This window comes from Streptomyces mesophilus (assembly GCF_011044995.1).
Classification (GTDB): domain Bacteria; phylum Actinomycetota; class Actinomycetes; order Streptomycetales; family Streptomycetaceae; genus Streptomyces; species Streptomyces mesophilus.
Genome location: NZ_JAAKZW010000036.1, coordinates 22,518 through 43,937 on the forward strand (window position 1 = coordinate 22,518; position 21,420 = coordinate 43,937).

The window sequence follows — 21,420 nt, forward strand, 5'->3', positions numbered from 1 at the left end:
CGGGCCGTCGGTATTACGTGTTGAGTTTGTGAGGTCAGCCGGTCACACGGCGGGCGGCGTCATCGATGCGGTCCGCGATCGAACCGTTGATGACCTCGTCGCCGACCTGCACCCGGATCCCGCCGAGGACCGAGGGGTCCACGTCGAGGTTGAGGTGCATCTCGCGGCCGTACAGCTTGGCGAGGGCACCGCCCAGGCGCTGCTTCTGCGCGTCGGACAGCGGCACCGCCGAGGTCACGACCGCGACCATGCGGCTGCGACGCTCCGCGGCGAGCTTCGAGAGGGACTCGAGGCCCCCTTCAAGGCTACGTCCACGGGGCGCGGTCACCAGGCGCGTGACGAGACGCTCCGTGACCGGCTCCGCACGACCGCCGAGCAGGCTGTGCAGCAGCTCGGTCTTGGCCGCCTTCACCGCGCTGCGGTCCGTGAGGGCCGCACGCAGCTCGGTGCTCGAGGAGACGATCCGGCCGAACCGGAACAGCTCGTCCTCGACACCGTCGAGCTTGCCCGACTTCTGCGCAGCGGTCAGGTCCGCGGTGGCGGCGAGCTCCTCGAGCCCGTCGACCAGATCGCGGGGAGCCGACCAACGGGACCGCACGAGACCCGCGACCAGGTCGGCGGTCTCACCGCTGACCTGGGAGCCGAGCAGACGCTCGGCCAGCTGGGCCTTGGCCTCACCGGACTGCGCCGGGTCGGTCAGGACCCGACGCAGCGAGACCTCGCGGTCGAGCAGCGCGGTGACCGAGGCCAGCTCGTCCGCGAGCTTCGCCGCGTCGACCGACGTGTTGTCGGTCAGTGCGTCGAGACGCTCGCGTCCGGCGGCCAGTGCCTCGCGGCTGGCTCCGTGCGCAGTCATCGAGTCGCCTCTGCCTTCTCCTCGAGCTCGTCGAGGAAGCGGTCGATCACGCGGCTCTGCCGAGCGTGGTCGTCGAGGGACTCGCCGACGAGCTTGCCGGCCAGGGTCGTGGCGAGGGTGCCGACGTCCTGACGCAGCGCGGACGAGGCGGCCTTGCGGTCGGCCTCGATCTGGGCGTGACCGGCGGCGACGATCTCCTCGCGCTGCCGCTGGCCTTCCGCCCGCATCTCGGCGATGAGCGTGGCGCCCTGCTCCTGCGCCTCCTGGCGCAGCCGCGCGGCCTCATGACGGGCCTCGGCCAGCTGGGCCTTGTACTGCTCGAGAACGGACTGGGCCTCGGCCTGCATGGCCTCGGCGTTCTCAATGCCGCCTTCGATCTTCTCGTGGCGCTCTTCCAGAACCTTGTTGATGTTCGGAAGGAGCTTCTTCCAGAAGAAGAAGAACACGATGGCGAAGGCGATGGTGCCGACCAGCAGCTCGGGGCCGGGCGGGATGAGCGGGTTCTGCTCCTCCGCGTGCCCGCCTTCCGCAGCCAGCTGCACAAGGGTGGCGATCACATCAGTGCCTTTCGTCGGGTGGGGCTGTTCGTCTCAGGCGATCAGGAGCCGTAGACGAACGGCATGACGATGCCGATGAGGGCGAGCGCCTCACAGAAGGCGAAACCAAGGATCTGGTTGGCACGGATCAGGCCGGCAGCTTCGGGCTGACGGGCCAGGGCCTCGGTGCCCTTACCGAACACGATGCCGACGCCGACACCGGGGCCGATGGCCGCGAGGCCGTAGCCGATGGAGCCGAGGGCCTTGATGTCACCGGTGAGGGCGGCGAGCTCGAGAGTCGCGGACATGCCGTTACTTCCTTCTCTTTCATGGACCGGTGGGGGTTGGCCACCGGGCGCTTAGGGGGTTGTGGCGGGGCTGGCTCAGTGGTGTTCGGAGACGGCGCCCTGGATGTACGAGCAGGCGAGGAGCACGAAGACGTACGCCTGGACGGCCTGCACGAAAAGCTCGAAAACGATCATCCCCATGGTCATGATGAACGAGACACCGGCGGCGGGGATGAGCCAGCTGTTCAGGAGGTACCAGGAGGCGACGGTGAACATCACCAGCATCAGGTGGCCGGCGAACATGTTGGCGAAGAGTCGGACCGCGTGCGTGAACGGGCGCACAAGCAGGTTCGAGAAGAACTCGATGAACGAGACCAGCCACTTGATCGGGCCGAGCGACGGGTCGTAACCGGTGACGTTCTTCCAACCGCCCACGAAGCCGTGGCGCTTGAACGTCAGCGGGACCCACACCAGATACACGATGGCCGCGAGGACCGCCGGGTAGGCGATGCTCGCCGCGACCGGGAACTGGGCCAGCGGGATCACCGACCAGATGTTCATGATCCAGATGAAGAAGAACAGCGAGACCATCAGGGGGACGAAGCGCTCGCCCTCCTTTTTACCGAGGGTCTCGTACACGATGCCGCGGCGGACGAAGTCGTAACCCATCTCACCGAGCAGCTGAAGCTTGCCGGGCACGACCTTCGCCTTGCCGAAGGCAAGGGTGAAGAACGTGACGACCACGAGCGTGCTGAGCAGCGCCAGCAGCATGATCTTGTTGAACTCGAACCCGCCGATCGTGAAGATCGGCTTGAAGAGGAACGAGTGGAGGCCCGGCGCCGGGAAGCCACAGCCGTTGTCGGCCATGATCCGACAGCTCCAGTCGAAGGCGAGCTGGGTCTGATCAGCACTCACCGCGGGCTCCTTCGGCGTGACGCATAGGTACGGCAACCTCGTTGTGTCGGCGCGGCGCGCAGCCGCGAGTCGGCACCGGACTGGTGTTTCGGATGTGGGGGCGGCAATCAGGCGTTGAGCCTCGCGATGGAACAGGCGTCAGCTCTAGTGCCCGCGCCCGCAGTGCCGCAGTTGGCACCGGACGATAGCAGGGTCTGCGACGGGTCCTTATCCCGGCCCTACCCCTCACGAGGAAGAGCCCGTCTTCTCGCCCTTCGAGGCATCGGAATGCCCGGGGTCGATGTAGAAGATCTTGGCCTTCTTGTGCGCGAAAGCCATCGCCACGACCCAGGTGAGGGTGCAGACGATGATGGCGGCCGCAAAGACCTTGGGGTTGAACGCCGTGGTGTCCTTGAAGACCGCCACGAAGACGAACAGCACAAGCAGCAGCGTCACATAGAGCGCAAGCCCCATCGCCTGGAACAGACTTGGCCAGTGTTTGGCCGTGTACTGCAGGCCGAGAATTCCGGCGCCCATGAAGACGATCACCACAAGCGCGCCGATGACACCGCCAAGTACCCCCGTACCCCCATCGATCACTCCACCGACGACCGCGGTGACTGCACCGGCGGCGGCGGTTGGAAGGGCGATGGGCAGGAGGATGCGTGCGTCGAGAGACGGCATGGCGGCAGCTCCGCTTACTTGCTGGGGACGAGTGTCGTCATGGTCGAGCGTAGACCCGGGCAACGATCGGGCTTCCGGCCAACAGACCGTCGCACTACGGTCTTTCGGCTCTACCCCGGGATCTCGTGAACCGTATCACAAACTATTTGATGAGGTCTTTACCTGCGAAGTGTGCTGGCCGTCACACATGAGAGGTAACGCGCGCGTCTGGGCGGGACTTTGGGTCCAATGTCTGCTATTGCGCAGTTTTCCATGACCGTTTTGCTGTGACTTCTGAGGCCGCTGTGTGGGATTCCCTACGTGTGCAGGCGGTCCTTGAAGCGGCTCCGGCTGCCCACCGCCGTCGCCCCGTTGACCCGGCCCACACCTGCGGCCACGGGCGTCGGCTGCTCCTCCTCGCCGGCCGGCCGTTCACTCTCGTACACGACGGAACCGGCCCTGCGGCGGCGGTAGCGCGGCGGTACGAAGGCCTCGGCCCAGGCGGGCGTCCTCGGCGTGAAGCGCGGCAGCAGGAGCAGCACGAGACCGACCGCGCTCAGTGCCACGATCGCCAGGACAATCCACATGGACGCCGAGTGAACGGAGTAAAGAACCGCACCGAAGGCGATCAGGGCCGACCAGAAGTACATGATCAGCACCGCGCGGCTGTGCGAATGCCCGATCTCCAGGAGCCGGTGGTGCAGATGCCCGCGGTCGGCGGCGAACGGCGACTGGCCGTTCCAGGTGCGCCGGACGATCGCCAGGACGAGGTCGGCCATCGGCACCGCGATGATCGTGAGCGGCAGCAGGAGCGGGATGTAGACCGGCACGGTCTGATGCACGGCCGCGCGCTCGGAGCCCGCGAACACCTTGAGGATGTCCGGGTCGACCTGGCCGGTGATCGAGATGGCACCGCCGGCGAGGACGAGGCCGATGAGCATCGAGCCCGAGTCGCCCATGAAGATCCGCGCGGGATGCATGTTGTGCGGCAGGAAGCCCAGGCACATGCCCATGAGGATCGCGGCGAAGAGCGTGGCGGGTGCGGCGGCCTCGATGCCGTAGCCGTACCACATGCGATACGCGTACATGAAGAACGCGGTGGCGGCGATGCAGACCATGCCGGCCGCGAGTCCGTCGAGACCGTCCACGAAGTTGACGGCGTTGATGGTGATCACGACCAGGGCGACCGTGAGCAGCGTGCCCTGCCACTGGGTCAGCGAGACCGAGCCGATGCCGGGGATGGGCAGCCACAGGATCGTCAGACCCTGCATGACCATCACGCCCGCCGCGATCATCTGGGCGCCCAGCTTGATCAGGGCGTCGATCTCGAACTTGTCGTCGAGGACACCGACCAGCCAGATCAGGGCCGCGCCGGAGAGCAGGGCCCTGGGTTCGTTGGAGTTCTCGAAGACCTCGTTGAGGTTCTCCAGATGGTCGGCGACCAGCAGGCCCGCGCACAGGCCGAAGAACATGGCGATACCGCCGAGCCGCGGCGTCGGTTCGCGGTGCACGTCGCGGGCACGGATCTCGGGCATCGCCCCGGCGACGATGGCGAACTTCCGCACCGGCCCGGTCAGCAGATAGGTCACCGCGGCCGTGACGCAGAGCGTCAGCAAATATTCACGCACGGGCTTCCCCACAGGTATCGCTGGCCATCTCAGCCCCACACCCTAGCTTCGGTGGCATACGGTTGGGGACTTTCGGGTAGCGACGATGGTTGCACGCTTGACTGTGTCTGGCCCCGCGTCTACCCCGTACTAGCCGGTGTAGGGCGGAAACCTCCGCACCAATTCCCGCACTTCTTCGCGTACGGTCCGGCCCTGCGGCTCCTGCGTTCCGCGCAGCGCGGCCCCGAAGAACCCGGCGATCCGCGCCATCTCCACCTCGCCCATGCCCTGCGTGGTGACGGCCGCCGTGCCCAGGCGCAGACCGCGTACCTCGCCGTGAGGCAGCGCACATGTGTCGAGGACGACGCCCGCGCCGGCGAGCAGCCCCCGGGCCTCTTTGGCGTCGAAGCCGAGCGGGGTCGGATCGGCGATCACGAGGTGGGTGTCCGTGCCGCCGGTGGTGATCGCGAAGCCCTCGGCGGCGAGGCAGTCGGCGAGCACCCGGGCGTTGGCGACCACCTGATGGGCGTACGCGGTGAACGCCGGTGTCGCCGCCTCGCCGAAGGCGACGGCCTTGGCGGCGATGGTGTGCATCTGGGCGCCGCCCTGGGTGAACGGGAACACCGCACGGTCCACCCGCTCGGCGAGCTCCTCACCGCACAGGAGCATGCCGCCGCGGGGGCCGCGAAGGACCTTGTGGGTGGTGGCACAGACGACATCCGCGTACGGAACGGGGTTGGGCGCCGCTCCCCCGGCGACGAGCCCGATGGGATGCGCGGCGTCGGCGATCAGATAGGCGCCCACCTCGTCGGCGATCTCGCGGAAGGCCGCGTAGTCGAAGTGGCGCGGATACGAGATGGAACCGCAGACGATCGCCTTGGGCTTGTGGGTGACGGCGAGTTCCCGTACCCGCTCGTGGTCGAGCAGTCCGCTCTCCTCGTCCACTCCGTATCCGATGAAGTCGAACCAGCGGCCGGAGAAGTTGGCGGGCGAGCCGTGGGTCAGATGGCCGCCGTGCGGCAGGCCCATGGCGAGCACCTTGTCGCCGGGGCGCAGGAGCGCGGCGTACGCGGCGAGGACGGCCGAGGAGCCCGAGTGGGGCTGCACATTGGCGTGCTCGGCGCCGAACAGGGCCTTCGCCCGGTCCACGGCGACCCGTTCGGCGATGTCCACCAGCTCGCAGCCGCCGTGGTGACGGTTGCCGGGATAGCCCTCGGCGTACTTGTTGGCGAGCGGCGAGCCGAGCGCGGTGAGCACGGCGGGCGAGGTGAAGTTCTCGGCGGCGATCAGCTGGAGTCCGCTGCTCTGGCGCTCGAGTTCGGCGAGCAGGATCTCGGCGAGCTCGGGGTCCTGCCGACGCAGGGCGTCGATCCCCGTGGACGATCCGCTGATGCTGGCTGCAGTGGTGACCGACATGTGCGGCTCCGGGCCCGAGGGTGGGGTGTGGCGGCCCTTCCAATGTAGGGGCGGGCGCGGGTGCTCGCGCGGTGTCTGCGGACATGCGGTCGACGCGCGGGCGGTGTGCGCCTGGGCCGGTGTCAGGAGTGCGCCACGGCCTGCATCAGGCGTGCGCCACGGCGTACGTCGGGCGGGCCGTCACGGCGTACGTCAGGCGTGCGCCGTCAGCCCCGTGAGCGCCGTCACCACGGGCTCGAGCGCCTGGTTGATCTCGTCGCCCACCGAACGGAAGTACGTCAGCGGCGCCCCGTACGGGTCGTGCACCTCGTCCGCCTCGATGGACGGGGCGAGAAGCCACCCGCGTAGAGCCGCGGCAGCGCGGACCAGGGCACGGGCGCGTTCGACCACGCCTTCGTCGAGCGGGTCGGGCAGGGTCGCCGGATCTATCGCCCGTACGAGACGGGTGAACTCCTTCAGGGTGAAGGTCCGCAGGCCCGCGGAGTGCCCCATCGAGATGACCTGCGCGCGGTGGTCGCGCGTGGCCGTGAGCACCAGGTCGGCCCGGATGACGTGCTCGTCGAGCAGCTCGCGCCCCACGAACCCCGAGGCGTCCGCCCCGAACTCGCCGAGCACCGTCGCCGCGTTCGCCTCCATCGGGGCCCCTTCGTGGCCCCAGGTCCCCGCGCTCTCCACGATCAGGCCGCCCGCGGCCTCGGGCCCGATCCGGTGCGTCAGGGCATGCCGCGTCAGCCGCTCGGTCATCGGCGAGCGGCACACGTTGCCGGTACTGACGTGGAGGATGCGGAAGGTTTCTGCAGGGCCTTCGACGGTCGAAAAGCCCGTGAAGCTCGAAGAAGCCGCTATGCCACGCCCCTCAGGGGCCGTCAATTCGCCACCTCGAGGTCGGGTACCACCTTGCGCAGCTCTTCGGCGCTCAGGGCGCCGGCCCGCAGCAGCACCGGTGTCTTACCGGTCACGTCGACGATCGAGGAGGGCACGATGCCGGGCGTCGGCCCGCCGTCCAGGTACACGGAGACCGAGTCGCCGAGCATCTCCTGCGCGGCGTCGCAGTCCTCGGGCGCGGGGTGGCCGGTGAGGTTGGCGGAGGAGACGGCCATCGGGCCGACCTCGGTGAGCAGTTCGATGGCGACCGGGTGCAGCGGCATCCGGATCGCGACGGTGCCCCGGGTGTCGCCGAGGTCCCACTGCAGCGACGGCTGGTGCTTGGCGACCAGGGTCAGGGCGCCGGGCCAGAACGCGTCGACGAGCTCCCAGGCCTTCTCCGAGAAGTCGGTGACCAGGCCGTGCAGGGTGTTCGGGGAGCCGATCAGAACGGGCGTGGGCATATTGCGGCCACGCCCCTTGGCCGCGAGCAGATCGACGACGGCCTCCGAGCTGAACGCGTCCGCCCCGATGCCGTACACGGTGTCGGTGGGCAGCACGACGAGCTCGCCGCGGCGCACGGCGGAGGCGGCCTCGCGCAGGCCGGTGGCGCGGTCGGTCGCGTCGTTCGTGTCGTATCGCCGTGCCATTACTCCCCAGCCCCTTCGTCGTACATACGCAGCAGGAATGTCAGCGGAACAGTCATCACGGCATCGCCTTGCGGGCGGTGGCGAAGCGAGGCCGGTTGTTGAGGTCGGGGTGGTCGGCCGCGTCCGCCCAGCCCCGCTCCTCGGTGAAGATCCACGGCACCTGGCCGCCCTGGGTGTCGGCGTGCTCGATCACGACGACACCGCCCGGGCGCAGGAGCCGGTGTGCGGTGCGCTCGATCCCGCGGATCAGGTCGAGACCGTCCTCGCCGGAGAAGAGCGCGAGTTCGGGATCGTAGTCCCGTGCCTCGGGCGCCACATACTCCCATTCGGTGAGCGGGATGTACGGCGGGTTGGAGATCACCAGATCGACCTGGCCGTCGAGGTCCGTGAAGGCGTCACGGGCGTCGCCCTGGCGCAGGTCGACCCGGGAGCCCTCGACGTTCTTACGGGTCCACACGAGCGCGTCCTCGGACAGTTCGACCGCGTGCACGCGCGAGCGCGGCACCTCCTGCGCGAGGGCGAGCGCGATGGCGCCCGACCCGGTGCACAGGTCCACGATCAGCGGCTCGACCACATCCATCGCGCGCACCGCGTCTATGGCCCAGCCGACCACGGACTCGGTCTCGGGGCGCGGCACGAACACCCCTGGCCCGACCTGCAGTTCGAGGTAGCGGAAGAAGGCGCGGCCGGTGATGTGCTGCAGCGGTTCGCGGGCCTCGCGCCGGGAGATGACCTCCCAGTAGCGCGCGTCGAAGTCGCCGTCCTTGACGTTGTGCAGCTCTCCGCGCTTGACGCCGTGTACATACGCGGCGAGCTCTTCCGCGTCGAAGCGCGGCGAGGGCACACCGGCGTCGGCCAGCCGCTGGGTGGCCTGGGCCACCTCGGCGAGCAGAAGGTTCACGCGCCGTCCTTCCTGGGATTCACAGCCGTATCGCGAAAGCCGTATGAGCCGTATGCCTGGTCTGATCCGTCTGCCTGGTCCGTCGTCGCGTTACGAGGCGTCGGCCAGCTTGGCCGCAGCGTCCGCGTCGACACAGGCCTGGATCATCGCGTCGAGGTCTCCGTCGAGCACCTGGTCCAGGTTGTACGCCTTGAAGCCCACGCGATGGTCGGAGATCCGGTTCTCCGGGAAGTTGTACGTACGGATCTTCTCGGAGCGGTCCACGGTGCGGACCTGGCTGCGGCGGGCGTCCGCCGCCTTGGACTCGGCCTCCTCCTGCGCGGCGGCGAGCAGCCTGGAGCGCAGGATACGCATGGCCTGCTCCTTGTTCTGGAGCTGGCTCTTCTCGTTCTGGCAGGAAGCGACCACGCCGGTGGGGACGTGCGTGATGCGGACGGCGGAGTCGGTGGTGTTGACGGACTGGCCGCCGGGGCCCGACGAGCGGTACACGTCGATCCGCAGATCGTTCATGTTGATCTCGACGTCGACCTCCTCGGCCTCGGGCGTGACGAGCACACCGGCCGCGGAGGTGTGGATACGGCCCTGGGACTCGGTCGCGGGCACGCGCTGCACGCGATGCACCCCGCCCTCGTACTTCAGCCGCGCCCAGACGCCCTGGCCGGGCTCGGTCGCCCCGTTGCCGCCCTTGGTCTTCACCGCGACCTGGACGTCCTTGTAGCCGCCGAGCTCGGACTCCGTGGAGTCGATGATCTCGGTCTTCCAGCCCACGCGCTCCGCGTACCGCAGATACATGCGCAGGAGATCGCCGGCGAACAGCGCGGACTCGTCGCCGCCCGCACCGGCCTTGATCTCCAGGAGTACGTCCTTGTCGTCGGACGGGTCGCGCGGGACCAGGAGAAGGCGCAGCTTCTCGGTGGTCTCCTCGCGCTGGTGCGTCAGGTCCTTGACCTCGGCCACGAAGTCCGGGTCGTCGGCCGCGTACTCCTTCGCGGTCTCGATGTCCTCGCCCAGCTGCTTCCAGGAGCGGCACGTCGCGACGATCGGCGTCAGTTCGGCGTAGCGCTTGTTGAGCTTGCGCGCGTTGGCCTGGTCCGCGTGCACCGACGGGTCGGCGAGCTTCTTCTCCAGATCGGCGTGCTCGCCGATGAGGTCCTCGACCGCCTCGAACATCTCCGGGCTCCTGTTTTCGTGCGGAAAGTGGGCTGAGCGAGAAAAACGCCGGCCCCGGTCGCCCCCACGAGGGGCGCGACCGAGGACCGGCGCTGGGGCTCGCTACTTCTGGGCGGAGCCGGCAGCCTTGCCGAAGCGGGCCTCGAAGCGGGCCACACGGCCACCGGTGTCGAGGATCTTCTGCTTGCCCGTGTAGAACGGGTGGCACTCGGAGCAGACCTCGGCACGGATGGTGCCCGACGAGATCGTGCTGTGCGTGGTGAACGACGCGCCACAGGTGCAGCTGACCTGGGTCTCGACGTACTCGGGGTGGATGTCGCGCTTCAAGGGTGTCTCCTAGTTTCGGGAGGGCACCGGGTCGCAGACGCGGGATGCGGGTGCGTGAACCGGGGCCGACGTACCAGTTTGCCAGGACTGGCCGTATCTCCCAAAACCGGGGCGGGGGCCCAGGTATTCCCGGGAGCGTTTTGGCTGGTCAGCAGGCTGTCAGTTGCTGTTCACGTAGCTGCCCGCATCGCCCTTGTCGCCGGCCGAGTCCTTGGTGGCCGCGGCGGGGATGGGCTGGTCGGCCTTGAGCGCGTCCCAGACCATCCGGGACTGCTTCTCGAGCGGCACCACACGGTTCGGGTCGGCCGGGTCGTAGATCACCGGCATCGTGACCATGTGCATGCCCTTGGCGTCGATCGTCTTCAGCCCGTTGGCGAAGCCGATCAGACGGTTCACCGAGTCGAGGTCGGAGTCGACGGTGGTGGACTTGGTGGCGGTGTCCGCGAGGTCGTACAGCTTCTTGGGGCTGGAGAACACCCCGACGTCCTTGATCTGGTTGATCAGGGCCTTGATGAAGGCCTGCTGCAGCTGTATTCGGCCCAGGTCTCCGCCGTCGCCGACGGCATGCCGGGTGCGGACCAGGCCGAGCGCCTGCTCGCCGTTGAGCGTGTGCGCGCCGGCGGGGAGGTTCAGATGGCTGTCGGGGTCGGATATCGCCTTGGTCGTGGTGATGTCCACGCCGCCGAGGGTGTTGATCAGCTTCTTGAAGCCGGAGAAGTCGACCTCGACGTAGTGGTCCATGCGGATGCCCGACATGGACTCCACGGTCTTCACGGCGCAGGCCGGGCCGCCGACCGAGTACGACTCGTTGAACATCTTGCGCCGGCCGCCGGGGTCGGTGCCGCCGTTGTCCGTCGTGCACGCGGGCCGGGTGACGAGGGTGTCCCTGGGGATGGAGACGATGCTCGCCTTTTTGTGGCCCTCGTACACGTGCAGGATCATCGCCGTGTCCGAACGGGCGCTCTCGCCGTCGCCGCCGCCGTACTTCGCATTGTCACCGGCGCGGGAGTCCGAGCCGAGGACGAGGATGTCCATCGAGCCGTTGTCGACGTCCTCGGGGCGGTCGGTGCCGAGCGCCGCATTGATGTCGACGCCGTGCAGATTCCCGTTGAACTTGTAGTAGAGGTAGCCGAGCCCGGCGCCGCCGAGCACGACGACGCCCGCCGCGGTCCAGGCCGTGATCACCATGGTCTTGCGGCGGGTACTGCGGGGCTTGCGCCGACGCCCCTTGGCGCCGCGTCGGCCGCTGGCCGGTCCGGCGTTCTCGGGGGTGGTGTCGCTCGCGTCGGGCATGTGCTCCTCAGTCCTCGGTCCGCCATTTGTCAGACGTCGTGTCCGCAAAAAGGGTTGCACAGGGTCATAAGAGGTTCTTAAGAGCGAGCCGTGAACGGGCTGTGCCAGGGCTCAGGACCGAGTTCCCACATCCCCGTCGGGAAAACCCGCGTTCACCTGCTATTTCATCCAGTTTCCCACACTCGGCCGAAAGGACTAGCGGGGGCGAATTCTGTGGTGAAGGTCTCGCGGTGTGACCTCCCCGTGACCGCCGCGAAGGACCGAAGTCCCGCCCGCACGCACACCGGCGCCCCCGCCACAAGTCGTGACGGGGGCGCCGGTGGACGTGCCGTGTGCCGTGCGTTCCGTGGCCTGAATGTCAGGCGACGGTGTACATCGAGCCCCAGCCGCTGTTGAGCTTCACCGACGGGGCGAAGATCTCCGTGGTGGCCTTTCCGGTGCCCTTCAGGAGGTACATCGTGCCGCTGGTCGAGCGGGCGACGAGGTCGGCCTTGCCGTCCCCGTTCACATCGCCGGGGGTGACGAGCAGGTTGTACGCCGCCCAGTTGGAGCGCACCTTCACGGGCGCCTCGAACGGAGCGGTGGACTTGCCGGTGCCCTTGACCAGGTACAGGTCGTTGGTGCCACCGCGCCGGACCAGCAGGTCGGACTTGCCGTCGTTGGTGTAATCACCGTTGCCGCGGACCTGGTTGTACACCTGGTAGCCCGTGGCCGCCTTCGTCGCCGTGGCGAACGTGCCGTTGCCGAAGCTCGGGTACACCATCAGGTCACCGGTGGACGTCACGGCGACGATGTCGCCCTTGCCGTCGCCGTTCACATCGCCAGGAGCGGCGAAGGCCCGCACCGTCTTCCAGCTGCTGAAGATCTTCGTCTTCGCATACGTGGAGCTGCTGACCGAGCGGTGCAGCCAGTAGACGTTGCCCGTCGACGCCTCACGCGCGATCAGGTCCTCGTAGCCGTCCCGGTTCAGGTCCGTCTGCACGATGAAGTTGTACGCGCTGTACGAGCCCGGGAAGGTCTTGCGCGCGGCGAGCGACTCACCGAGCGAGGTGTAGGTGTAGCCGGTGCTGCCCGTGGTGCGGGCGAAGAGGTCGGCCTTCGTGTCCCGGCTGAAGTTGGTGTCGTTGATGCGCGGCTGGATGGCCGGACTGTACGTGGAGACCTTGGTGTAGGCGTCGTACGTGCCCCCGAAGTTGCACAGATCCGTAGCGGTGGCCACACCCCAGGAGGTGATGCCGATGATGCGGCCGCTGACGATCATGGGGCTGCCCGAATCGCCCGGGCAGGTCGCCTTGCCCGTCGCGTCGTCGTTCGTGCCGCCTTCACCGGCGCAGATCATGTGGCCGGCCTTGTACGCGCCCGGCTGGTTGATCGCCGTGTCGAGGTTCTGCGAGCACTCCGCGTCGGACCGCAGGGGCTGGTTCACCTGCTGGAGGACATCCGCGAGCTGCGCGGTGTCCGCGTCCGATGAGGTCAGCCCCCACCCGTAGGTGGTCGCGGAGGTACCGGCGGCATAGCGGGCCGTGTCGCCGTACGAGGCGGGCTGGGCCGGCTTGTACGGGAGCGGCTTCGACAGCGTCAGGACCGCGACGTCGTTGTCGATCGTGGAGTGGTTGTACGAGCCCGCGCGGTACACACGGGAGACGTTGACCGCCGTGCCTTCGGCGTTGTCCGGGCCACCGACGAGCTTCGCCGTGCCGGCGAGGACCAGGCCGCGGTTCGCGTAGTCCAGGAGGCTGCCGTTGTCGTCGGTGACGCAGTGGGCGGCCGTGAGCACCTTGTTCGGAGCGATGAGGGTGCCACCGCAGGTGAAGTAGAGGTACCCGTCGTTGTCCCACTCGAAGAGCAGCTGCACCATCCAGGGCGCGTTGCTGAACGAAGTCGGGCTACCGCCGATGATCTTCGTGGACGCCGTGGCGGTCTTGACCACCTCCGTGCCCTTGGGCGGCAGGAACTTCGGCCCGCCTTCCTCGGCCTGAGCAGTAAGGGCCAGACCTCCCCCGAGCAGAGCCAGAGCCGCGACACCCGCGGATATGAGTCTGCGCATCTTCTTCACTGGTCTGCCGTGACGCGACATACGCACGCAATTCTCCTGCAATTCAAGGGATTTCAGAGAGTGCCGCGTGGGGGGATAGGAACGGCTGACCGATATTACATGCAGAAATCCGCCCCGTCACTCGAGTGACGGGGCGGATTTCCGGGGCAGTTGGGACTTCTGACGTCAGAAGGCGTCAGTCGTTGTTGCCGTTGCCCATGCCCGGGGTCGTCTTCTGGATCTGGAGCAGGAACTCCGCGTTGGACTTCGTCTGCTTCATCTTGTCCAGGAGCAGCTCGATCGCCTGCTGCTGGTCGAGCGCGTGCAGCACCCGGCGCAGCTTCCAGACGACACCCAACTCGTCGGGGCTCATGAGGATTTCTTCCTTACGGGTACCGGACGCGTCCACGTCCACCGCCGGGAAGATGCGCTTGTCCGCGAGCTTGCGGTCGAGCTTGAGCTCCATGTTGCCGGTGCCCTTGAACTCCTCGAAGATCACCTCGTCCATGCGGGACCCGGTGTCCACCAGAGCGGTGGCGAGGATGGTCAGCGAGCCGCCGTCCTCGATGTTGCGGGCCGCACCGAAGAAGCGCTTCGGCGGGTACAGGGCGGTCGAGTCGACACCACCGGACAGGATGCGGCCGGAGGCCGGCGCCGCCAGGTTGTACGCACGGCCCAGACGCGTGATCGAGTCGAGCAGCACGACGACGTCGTGGCCCAGCTCGACGAGGCGCTTGGCGCGCTCGATGGCGAGCTCCGCGACCGTGGTGTGGTCCTCGGCCGGACGGTCGAAGGTCGAGGAGATGACCTCGCCCTTGACCGAGCGCTGCATGTCCGTGACCTCTTCCGGACGCTCGTCGACCAGGACGACCATCAGGTGGCACTCGGGGTTGTTGACGGTGATCGCGTTGGCGACCGCCTGCAGGATCATGGTCTTACCGGTCTTCGGGGGGGCCACGATCAGACCGCGCTGGCCCTTACCGATCGGCGACACGAGGTCGATGATGCGGGTGGTCAGAACGCCCGGGTCCGTCTCCAGACGGAGGCGGTCCTGCGGGTACAGCGGGGTGAGCTTGTTGAACTCCGGGCGGCCGCGGCCCGATTCGGGCGCCATGCCGTTCACGGAGTCGAGACGCACGAGCGCGTTGAACTTCTCGCGGCGCTCGCCTTCCTTCGGCTGGCGCACCGCACCGGTGACGTGATCACCCTTGCGCAGACCGTTCTTACGGACCTGGGCGAGGGAGACGTAGACGTCGTTGGGACCCGGCAGGTAGCCCGACGTACGGATGAAGGCGTAGTTGTCGAGGATGTCGAGGATGCCCGCGACGGGGATCAGGACATCGTCCTCGGAGACCTGGACGTCGGGGCTGCCCATCTCGTCACGGCCGCGACGCCCACGGCGGTCGCGGTAGCGGCCCCGGCGACCGCGGCGTCCGCCCTCGAAGTCGTCGTCGTCCTGCGGGCCGTTGTTGCGGTCCTGACGGTCCTGACGGTCCGGCCGGTCCTGTCGGTCCTGACGTCCGCCGCCCTGCTGACGCTGGCCCTGCTGCTTGCCGCCCTGCTCGTCGCGGCTGCGGTCGCGACCGCGGTCGCGGTCACGGCGGTTGCCGCGCTCACGACGGCCCTCGGCGTTGTCCTCGCCCTTGGCCTCGGACTTCTCGCCGGCCTGCTCGGACTTCGCCTCGGTCTTGGTCTCGCCCTTGGCCTCGGCGGTCACGGTCTCGGGGCTGCCAGCGTCGGCGGTGGCACGACGGCGGCGGCGCTCGACGGGAGCGTCGTCGGAGGCCGGCTGACCCGGAATCTCGATCTGCTTGGGAGCGGAGGCCTCGACGGCCTTCTCCTCGGCGGCGGCCGGCTTGTCGGCGGCGGCCGCGTCCGTGCGGGCCTTGGAGGTCGCCCGGCGCTTCGGCTTGGACTCGGTGCTGGTGTCCCCCGACGCCTTCGCCGGGGCGGAGCCGCCGGCCTGAGCTTCCTTGATGACCTCGATCAGCTGGCTCTTGCGCATCCGCGCCGTGCCCCTGATCCCGAGGCCCGATGCGACCTGCTGCAGCTCGGCCAGCACCATGCCCTCGAGGCCGGTACCGCGGCGCCGCCGCGTGGTGGGCGCGGCAGAGGCGTCCGTGGCGGGCGCGGCGCTGTCACTCACGCCCATCAGATCGGTGGTGTCGCTCACGAAGGGTCCTTCCCTGGAGCGGACGTCGGCCTGTCTGGCTCGGCGACCGGTTGTGCTGTCCGGCGGTGGTCCTCAGGTGCGGACCTGCCGGGGCGGTGGTCCCGCCTCAAGCGGCGGAAGAGTCTGTGGTGACGGCGATTCCCGAAGCTGTGCCACCCGTACGTGCTGTGTCACTGGGCTGGGTCACACCGGTTCCGGAGCGTGCTCGCCAAAGGTCAGTGCAATGCACAGAGCAGTTGGGGAAGCTCCCGGAAGAAGGGTTGTCCCGAGACGGGACAGGAAGCACCACGCCATTCGTACGTCGGGTGCAGACTTGAGGTTAACACTACCGGATCCAACAAACATTCCCCCTCTCCTGCTCCGGCATACGTGTGTCAGGACGCAAGCGGCAACACGCTCGCTCCGCCGGAATCAAGGGCCAGACGGTTGGCCGCCCACCCCTCGCCGGCGACCTGGGCGACCTTGTCGGCCGTCGCTTCGTCGACCAGCGCGAGCACCGTGGGGCCCGCGCCGGAGATCACTGCGGGCACGCCGTCGGCGCGCAGCCGCTCCACCAGGGCGGCGCTCTCCGGCATGGCCGGGGCGCGGTACTCCTGGTGCAGTCGGTCCTCGGTGGCGGGCAGCAGCAGCTCGGGGCGCCTGGTCAGGGCCTCGACGAGCAGGGCCGCACGGCCCGCGTTGGCGGCGGCGTCGACGTGCGGGACGCTGCGCGGCAGCAGGCCGCGTGCCGTTTCGGTGAGGACCGGCTTGCCGGGGACGAACACCACCGGAACGACGGAGTCCGCGACGTCCAACCGGATCGCGCGGGCCGCACCCGCGTCCATCCAGGCGAGCGTGAATCCGCCGAGCAGGCAGGGCGCGACATTGTCCGGGTGGCCCTCGATCTCGGTGGCGAGCTCGAGCAGCGCGGTGTCGTCGAGCTTGGCGTCGCCGCCTATGGTCACGGCGCGGGCGGCCATGATGCCGGCGCAGATGGCGGCCGACGAGGAGCCGAGGCCGCGGCCGTGCGGAATGCGGTTGGCGCAGACGACCTCGAGGCCGCGCGGCTGTCCGCCGAGCAGGTCGAACGCGGTGCGCAGCGCACGTACGAGCAAATGGGACTCGTCGCGCGGCAGGGTCTCCGCGCCTTCGCCCGCGATGTCCACGTGCAGCCCGGAGTCGGCCACGCGCACGACGACATCGTCGTAGAGCCCCAGCGCGAGGCCCAGGGCGTCGAAGCCCGGGCCGAGGTTTGCGCTGGTGGCGGGGACGCGCACCCTTACGGCGGCGGCGCGGAAGGCGGGACCGGCCATCGCTCGCTGACTCTCCTTGCTTGTGCTGCGGGATTGTTCACGGTGGTGCTGAGGGTCCGCCGGGACTTCTCCGGCCGTACGAGCGGTACGTATGGGAGAGGTTCCGGCACCCGGAGGCCGACAACAGGCGGCACCGGCCGCTCACGACTGGCATATGCGGCGGGCGGGTTTGGTACAGCCTATCGAAGGAAGGTTCTGTGGCGACATAGGGCGCACAGGAGGCGCACGATGCGTGTCGCAAGCCCCTTGTGCACCCCCTGCGCGGACTTGAGGCGTATTGCCCCAGGTCCTCAAGTGCTAGGCCAGGCCCAGCCGTTCGGCGGCGGCGGCCGCGTCGACCGGGACGGTGACCGGCTGCGGAGCGCCCGCGACGGCCCAGTCCGGGTCCTTGAGGCCGTTGCCCGTGACGGTGCAGACGATGCGCTGCCCCTTGGCGAGCCTGCCGTCCTCGGCGGCCTTGAGCAGACCGGCCACGGAGGCGGCCGAGGCCGGCTCCACGAAGACACCCTCGCGGGAGGCCAACAGCTTGTAGGCGCGCAGGATCTGACGGTCGGTCACATCGTCGATCAGGCCGCCGGACTCGTCGCGCGCGGCCTCGGCGTACTGCCAGGAGGCCGGGTTGCCGATCCGGATCGCGGTGGCGATCGTGGAGGGGTCCTTCACGATCTCCTTGCGCACGATCGGGTTGGCGCCGGAGGCCTGGAAGCCCCACATGACGGGCGTGTGGGTGGCGATGCCGTCGGCCGCGTACTCCTGATAGCCCTTCCAGTACGCGGTGATGTTGCCCGCGTTGCCGACCGGCAGGACATGGATGTCGGGGGCGTCGCCGAGGCGGTCCACGATCTCGAACGCGGCGGTCTTCTGGCCCTCGATACGCACCGGGTTGACCGAATTGACCAGCGCCACCGGGTAGTTCTCGGACAAGTTTCGCGCCAGCACGAGGCAGTCGTCGAAGTTGCCGTCGACCTGGAGGATCTTCGCGCCGTGCACGAGGGCCTGGCCCATCTTGCCGAGCGCGATCTTGCCCTGCGGCACGAGGACGGCGCTGACCATGCCGGCCTTGCCGCCGTAAGCGGCGGCGGAGGCGGAGGTGTTGCCGGTGGAGGCGCAGATGACGGCCTGGGCGCCCTCCTCCTTGGCCTTGGAGATCGCCATCGTCATGCCGCGGTCCTTGAAGGAACCGGTCGGGTTGGCGCCCTCGACCTTGAGGTGGACCTCGCAGCCGGTGAGTTCGGAGAGCACCTCCGCGCGGACGAGCGGAGTGCCGCCCTCGCCGAGCGTGACCACGGGCGTCGCCTCGCTGACGGGCAGCCGGTCGCGGTACTCCTCGATGATCCCGCGCCACTGGTGGGCGCCGGTAGAGGTGGCGGTCATGTCTGGTTACTCCCCTTCGACACGCATGATGCTGGCGACACCCCGCACGGTGTCGAGCTTGCGCAGCGCCTCCACGACCCCGGACAGGGACGCGTCGGACGCGCGGTGGGTGACGACGACGAGGCTGGCCTCGCCGTCCTTCCCCGACTGACGGACCGTATCGATCGATACGCCGTGCTCGGCGAAGACCGTCGCGACCTGGGCGAGGACGCCCGGCTTGTCGGCCACGTCGAGGCTGATGTGGTAGCGCGTGACGACCTCGCCCATCGGGCTGACCGGGAGGCGGGTGTACGCGGATTCGCCGGGTCCGGTGGACCCGTCGAGCTTGTTGCGGCAGACGGCCACGAGGTCGCCGAGGACCGCGGACGCGGTCGGGGCGCCGCCCGCGCCGGGCCCGTAGAACATCAGCTGTCCGGCGGCCTCCGACTCGACGAAGACCGCGTTGTACGCCTCGCGCACGGAGGCGAGAGGGTGGCTGAGCGGGATCATGGCCGGGTGGACCCGGGCGGTGACGGACTCGCCGTCCTCGGCACGCTCGCAGATCGCGAGCAGCTTGATGGTGCAGCCCATCTGGCGCGCCGATGCGAAGTCGGCGGCGGTCACCTCGGTCATGCCCTCGCGGTACACATCGTCCAGGCGTACGCGGGTGTGGAAGGCGATACCGGCCAGGATCGCGGCCTTGGCGGCGGCGTCGAAGCCCTCGACGTCGGCGGTCGGGTCGGCCTCGGCGTAGCCCAGGGCGGTGGCCTCGTCGAGGGCCTCCTGGTAGCCGGCGCCCGACGAATCCATCTTGTCGAGGATGAAGTTCGTCGTGCCGTTCACGATGCCGAGGACACGGTTGACCTTGTCGCCCGCGAGGGACTCGCGCAGCGGGCGGATCAGCGGGATCGCGCCGGCCACGGCGGCCTCGTAGTACAGGTCCTCGCCATGGTCCTCGGCCGCCTTGTGCAGGGCGGCGCCGTCCTGGGCGAGCAGCGCCTTGTTCGCGGAGACCACCGAGGCGCCGTGCTCGAAAGCGGTGGTGATCAGCGTGCGGGCCGGCTCGATGCCGCCGATGACCTCGACCACGACGTCGATGTCGCCCCGTTTGACCAGGGCGGTCGCGTCGGTGGTGACCAGCGCGGGGTCGATGCCGGCGCGCACCCGGTCGGGACGGCGCACGGCCACGCCGGCGAGCTCGACGGGGGCGCCGATCCTGGCTGTGAGGTCGTCCGCGTGCGTCGTCATGATGCGGGCTACTTCGGAGCCGACGACTCCACAGCCAAGGAGCGCCACCTTCAGCGGACGCGTACGCATCATCCGACCTCGATTCTTGAACTTCTGCGGTTGGTCCAGTCTCACGCACCGGACCCGGGTTTCCGCCCCGGGTCCGGATAATGAGACGTCGATTTCATTTCGATGGGCACCGCGGACCGGAAATCCGGCGTCCGCGAGCCCTTTGCTGCCGTGTGTCTTACGTCGGGTGGCCTCGGTGTGTGGATCAGCCGACGTCCAGGGCGAGCAGGTCCTCCTCCGTCTCGCGGCGGATGATCACCCGCGCCTCGCCGTCGTTCACCGCCACGACCGGGGGCCGCAGCGCGTGGTTGTAGTTGCTCGCCATCGAGCGGCAGTACGCGCCCGTCGCCGGCACCGCGATCAGGTCGCCCGGGGCCAGGTCGGCCGGCAGGAACGCGTCCTTGACCACGATGTCGCCGCTCTCGCAGTGCTTGCCGACGACGCGCGAGAGCATCGGCTCGGCGGTGGAGGTGCGCGATACGAGGGCGACGCTGTACTCGGCGTCGTAGAGCGCGGTGCGGATGTTGTCCGACATGCCGCCGTCCACACTCACGTACGTGCGCAGGCCCTCGAGGTGCTTGATGGTGCCGACGCGGTAGAGCGTGAACGCGGTCGGGCCGACGATGGCGCGGCCCGGCTCCACGGAGATACGGGGCGTGCTGAGCCGCGCCGTCTCGCACTCGCGCGTGACGATCTCGGCGAGGGCCTTGGCGATCTCGTGCGGCTCGCTGGGGTCGTCCTCGCTCGTGTACGCGATGCCGAGGCCGCCGCCGAGGTCGATCTCGGGGAGCTCGACGCCGTGCTCGTCGCGGATCTGGCCGAGCAGGTGGACGACGCGGCGGGCGGAGACCTCGAACCCGGCCATGTCGAAGATCTGCGAGCCGATGTGGCTGTGGATGCCGAGGAGCTCGAGTCCGTCGAGCTTCAGCGCGCGGCGTACGGCCTCGGCCGCCTGGCCGCCGGCGAGCGCGATGCCGAACTTCTGGTCCTCGTGCGCGGTCGCGATGAACTCGTGCGTGTGGGCCTCGACGCCGACCGTCACACGGATGAGAACGGGCTGGCGCCTGCCGAGCCGCTGGGCGATGTGGGCGACGCGCGCGATCTCCTGGAAGGAGTCGAGCACGATCCGCCCGACACCCGCCTCGACGGCGCGCTCGATCTCCGCCTCGGACTTGTTGTTGCCGTGGAAGGCGATGCGCTCGGCGGGCATCCCGGCGCTGAGGGCCGTGGTCAGTTCGCCGCCGGAGCAGACGTCGAGGTTGAGGCCCTCCTCGTACAGCCACTTGACGACGGCGCGCGAGAGGAAGGCCTTGCCCGCGTAGAAGACATCGGCCTGCGTGCCGAAGGCCTCGCGCCAGGCGCGGCAGCGGGCGCGGAAGTCGGCCTCGTCCATGAAGTACGCGGGCGTGCCGAACTCCTCGGCCAGGCGCGCCACTTCGATGCCGCCGACGGTCAGGGCGCCCTGCTCGTCCCGGGTGACCGTGCGCGACCAGACCTTGGGGTCGAGGACGTTGAGGTCGGCGGGCGGGGCGCTGTAGTGGCCCTCGGGCATGACGTCGGCGTGGCGGGGCCCGGCGGGGTGGGCGGAACGGCTCATCTCTTCTGTGTCTCTCTCAGAGGTGTTCGGGGGCGTCGATGCCGAGCAGGGACAGGCCACCGGCGAGCACCGTCCCGGCGGCTTCGGCGAGCGCGAGCCGGGCGCCTGGTCCTCGTGCGCGGTCGCGATGAACTCGTGCGTGTGGGCCTCGACGCCGACCGTCACACGGATGAGAACGGGCTGGCGCCTGCCGAGCCGCTGGGCGATGTG

20 protein-coding genes are annotated in these 21,420 nt (G+C 68.9%); 1 reads left to right on the forward strand and 19 read right to left on the reverse strand.

What is annotated here, in order from left to right; translation table 11 throughout:
* Positions 1 to 34 precede the first annotated feature (34 nt).
* From G6045_RS12400 to lysA, 19 genes are all read right to left on the reverse strand, one after another.
* Complete coding sequence (locus G6045_RS12400; RefSeq protein WP_165331955.1) at positions 35 to 856, reverse strand: F0F1 ATP synthase subunit delta; 822 nt, start codon at positions 854 to 856, stop codon at positions 35 to 37.
* The gene (locus G6045_RS12405; protein ID WP_165331956.1) at positions 853 to 1,413 is read right to left on the reverse strand and encodes a F0F1 ATP synthase subunit B; all 561 of its coding nucleotides are present in this window, start codon (positions 1,411 to 1,413) and stop codon (positions 853 to 855) included. The genes G6045_RS12400 and G6045_RS12405 overlap by 4 nt, the downstream gene beginning before the upstream one ends.
* A 41-nt stretch (positions 1,414 to 1,454) precedes the next feature.
* Complete coding sequence (gene atpE, locus G6045_RS12410; RefSeq protein ID WP_052579491.1) at positions 1,455 to 1,700, reverse strand: ATP synthase F0 subunit C; 246 nt, start codon at positions 1,698 to 1,700, stop codon at positions 1,455 to 1,457.
* A 75-nt stretch (positions 1,701 to 1,775) separates the two neighbouring features.
* Positions 1,776 to 2,546, reverse strand: a complete 771-nt coding sequence (gene atpB / locus G6045_RS12415; protein ID WP_165331972.1) for a F0F1 ATP synthase subunit A — start codon at positions 2,544 to 2,546, stop codon at positions 1,776 to 1,778.
* A 273-nt stretch (positions 2,547 to 2,819) separates the two neighbouring features.
* On the reverse strand, positions 2,820 to 3,257 hold the full coding sequence (locus tag G6045_RS12420; protein ID WP_165331957.1) for a hypothetical protein: 438 nt from the start codon (positions 3,255 to 3,257) through the stop codon (positions 2,820 to 2,822).
* A gap of 296 nt (positions 3,258 to 3,553) precedes the next feature.
* Complete coding sequence (locus tag G6045_RS12425) at positions 3,554 to 4,864, reverse strand: MraY family glycosyltransferase (protein WP_165331958.1); 1,311 nt, start codon at positions 4,862 to 4,864, stop codon at positions 3,554 to 3,556.
* 129 nt (positions 4,865 to 4,993) lie between these two features.
* Positions 4,994 to 6,259, reverse strand: coding sequence for a serine hydroxymethyltransferase (locus tag G6045_RS12430; protein WP_165331959.1), 1,266 nt, complete (start codon positions 6,257 to 6,259; stop codon positions 4,994 to 4,996).
* Positions 6,260 to 6,451: 192 nt separating this feature from the next.
* The gene (locus G6045_RS12435) at positions 6,452 to 7,129 is read right to left on the reverse strand and encodes an arsenate reductase/protein-tyrosine-phosphatase family protein (protein WP_165331960.1); all 678 of its coding nucleotides are present in this window, start codon (positions 7,127 to 7,129) and stop codon (positions 6,452 to 6,454) included.
* Positions 7,126 to 7,773, reverse strand: a complete 648-nt coding sequence (locus G6045_RS12440) for an L-threonylcarbamoyladenylate synthase (protein WP_165331961.1) — start codon at positions 7,771 to 7,773, stop codon at positions 7,126 to 7,128. The genes G6045_RS12435 and G6045_RS12440 overlap by 4 nt, the downstream gene beginning before the upstream one ends.
* Before the next feature lie 55 nt (positions 7,774 to 7,828).
* Positions 7,829 to 8,674 carry a peptide chain release factor N(5)-glutamine methyltransferase gene (prmC, locus tag G6045_RS12445; RefSeq protein WP_165331962.1) on the reverse strand — a complete coding sequence of 282 codons (846 nt, stop codon included), beginning with the start codon at positions 8,672 to 8,674 and terminating at the stop codon, positions 7,829 to 7,831.
* A 90-nt stretch (positions 8,675 to 8,764) separates the two neighbouring features.
* Positions 8,765 to 9,844 carry a peptide chain release factor 1 gene (prfA, locus tag G6045_RS12450; protein WP_165331963.1) on the reverse strand — a complete coding sequence of 360 codons (1,080 nt, stop codon included), beginning with the start codon at positions 9,842 to 9,844 and terminating at the stop codon, positions 8,765 to 8,767.
* 102 nt (positions 9,845 to 9,946) lie between these two features.
* A complete protein-coding gene (gene rpmE, locus G6045_RS12455) occupies positions 9,947 to 10,171 on the reverse strand; it encodes a 50S ribosomal protein L31 (RefSeq protein WP_165331964.1) in 225 nt (74 codons plus the stop codon).
* A 159-nt stretch (positions 10,172 to 10,330) separates the two neighbouring features.
* The gene (locus G6045_RS12460) at positions 10,331 to 11,464 is read right to left on the reverse strand and encodes an LCP family protein (RefSeq protein ID WP_165331965.1); all 1,134 of its coding nucleotides are present in this window, start codon (positions 11,462 to 11,464) and stop codon (positions 10,331 to 10,333) included.
* A gap of 358 nt (positions 11,465 to 11,822) precedes the next feature.
* Complete coding sequence (locus G6045_RS12465) at positions 11,823 to 13,511, reverse strand: trypsin-like serine protease (RefSeq protein WP_165331966.1); 1,689 nt, start codon at positions 13,509 to 13,511, stop codon at positions 11,823 to 11,825.
* Between the two features lie 184 nt (positions 13,512 to 13,695).
* Positions 13,696 to 15,672, reverse strand: a complete 1,977-nt coding sequence (gene rho, locus G6045_RS12470; RefSeq protein WP_165331967.1) for a transcription termination factor Rho — start codon at positions 15,670 to 15,672, stop codon at positions 13,696 to 13,698.
* 374 nt (positions 15,673 to 16,046) lie between these two features.
* Complete coding sequence (thrB, locus tag G6045_RS12475) at positions 16,047 to 16,964, reverse strand: homoserine kinase (protein WP_165331968.1); 918 nt, start codon at positions 16,962 to 16,964, stop codon at positions 16,047 to 16,049.
* Positions 16,965 to 17,261: 297 nt separating this feature from the next.
* A complete protein-coding gene (gene thrC, locus G6045_RS12480) occupies positions 17,262 to 18,338 on the reverse strand; it encodes a threonine synthase (RefSeq protein ID WP_165331969.1) in 1,077 nt (358 codons plus the stop codon).
* A 6-nt stretch (positions 18,339 to 18,344) separates the two neighbouring features.
* On the reverse strand, positions 18,345 to 19,637 hold the full coding sequence (locus G6045_RS12485) for a homoserine dehydrogenase (RefSeq protein WP_165331970.1): 1,293 nt from the start codon (positions 19,635 to 19,637) through the stop codon (positions 18,345 to 18,347).
* A gap of 181 nt (positions 19,638 to 19,818) precedes the next feature.
* Positions 19,819 to 21,210 carry a diaminopimelate decarboxylase gene (gene lysA / locus G6045_RS12490; RefSeq protein ID WP_165331971.1) on the reverse strand — a complete coding sequence of 464 codons (1,392 nt, stop codon included), beginning with the start codon at positions 21,208 to 21,210 and terminating at the stop codon, positions 19,819 to 19,821.
* Between the two features lie 7 nt (positions 21,211 to 21,217).
* Between lysA and G6045_RS42480 the strand changes: the two genes are divergently transcribed.
* The coding region (locus tag G6045_RS42480) for a hypothetical protein (RefSeq protein ID WP_456243472.1) at positions 21,218 to 21,420 on the forward strand (203 nt) is incomplete at its 3' end.

Bases quoted from the DNA above. Each gene is read 5' to 3' on its own strand.
- G6045_RS12400 (WP_165331955.1), bottom strand. From the start codon at position 856: ATGACTGCGCACGGAGCCAGCCGCGAGGCACTGGCCGCCGGACGCGAG.
- atpE (WP_052579491.1), bottom strand. From the start codon at position 1,700: ATGTCCGCGACTCTCGAGCTCGCCGCCCTCACCGGTGACATCAAGGCC.
- atpB (WP_165331972.1), bottom strand. From the start codon at position 2,546: ATGGCCGACAACGGCTGTGGCTTCCCGGCGCCGGGCCTCCACTCGTTC.
- G6045_RS12420 (WP_165331957.1), bottom strand. From the start codon at position 3,257: ATGCCGTCTCTCGACGCACGCATCCTCCTGCCCATCGCCCTTCCAACC.
- G6045_RS12430 (WP_165331959.1), bottom strand. From the start codon at position 6,259: ATGTCGGTCACCACTGCAGCCAGCATCAGCGGATCGTCCACGGGGATC.
- G6045_RS12440 (WP_165331961.1), bottom strand. From the start codon at position 7,773: ATGGCACGGCGATACGACACGAACGACGCGACCGACCGCGCCACCGGC.
- prfA (WP_165331963.1), bottom strand. From the start codon at position 9,844: ATGTTCGAGGCGGTCGAGGACCTCATCGGCGAGCACGCCGATCTGGAG.
- G6045_RS12460 (WP_165331965.1), bottom strand. From the start codon at position 11,464: ATGCCCGACGCGAGCGACACCACCCCCGAGAACGCCGGACCGGCCAGC.
- G6045_RS12465 (WP_165331966.1), bottom strand. From the start codon at position 13,511: ATGCGCAGACTCATATCCGCGGGTGTCGCGGCTCTGGCTCTGCTCGGG.
- thrB (WP_165331968.1), bottom strand. From the start codon at position 16,964: ATGGCCGGTCCCGCCTTCCGCGCCGCCGCCGTAAGGGTGCGCGTCCCC.
- thrC (WP_165331969.1), bottom strand. From the start codon at position 18,338: ATGACCGCCACCTCTACCGGCGCCCACCAGTGGCGCGGGATCATCGAG.
- G6045_RS12485 (WP_165331970.1), bottom strand. From the start codon at position 19,637: ATGATGCGTACGCGTCCGCTGAAGGTGGCGCTCCTTGGCTGTGGAGTC.
- lysA (WP_165331971.1), bottom strand. From the start codon at position 21,210: ATGAGCCGTTCCGCCCACCCCGCCGGGCCCCGCCACGCCGACGTCATG.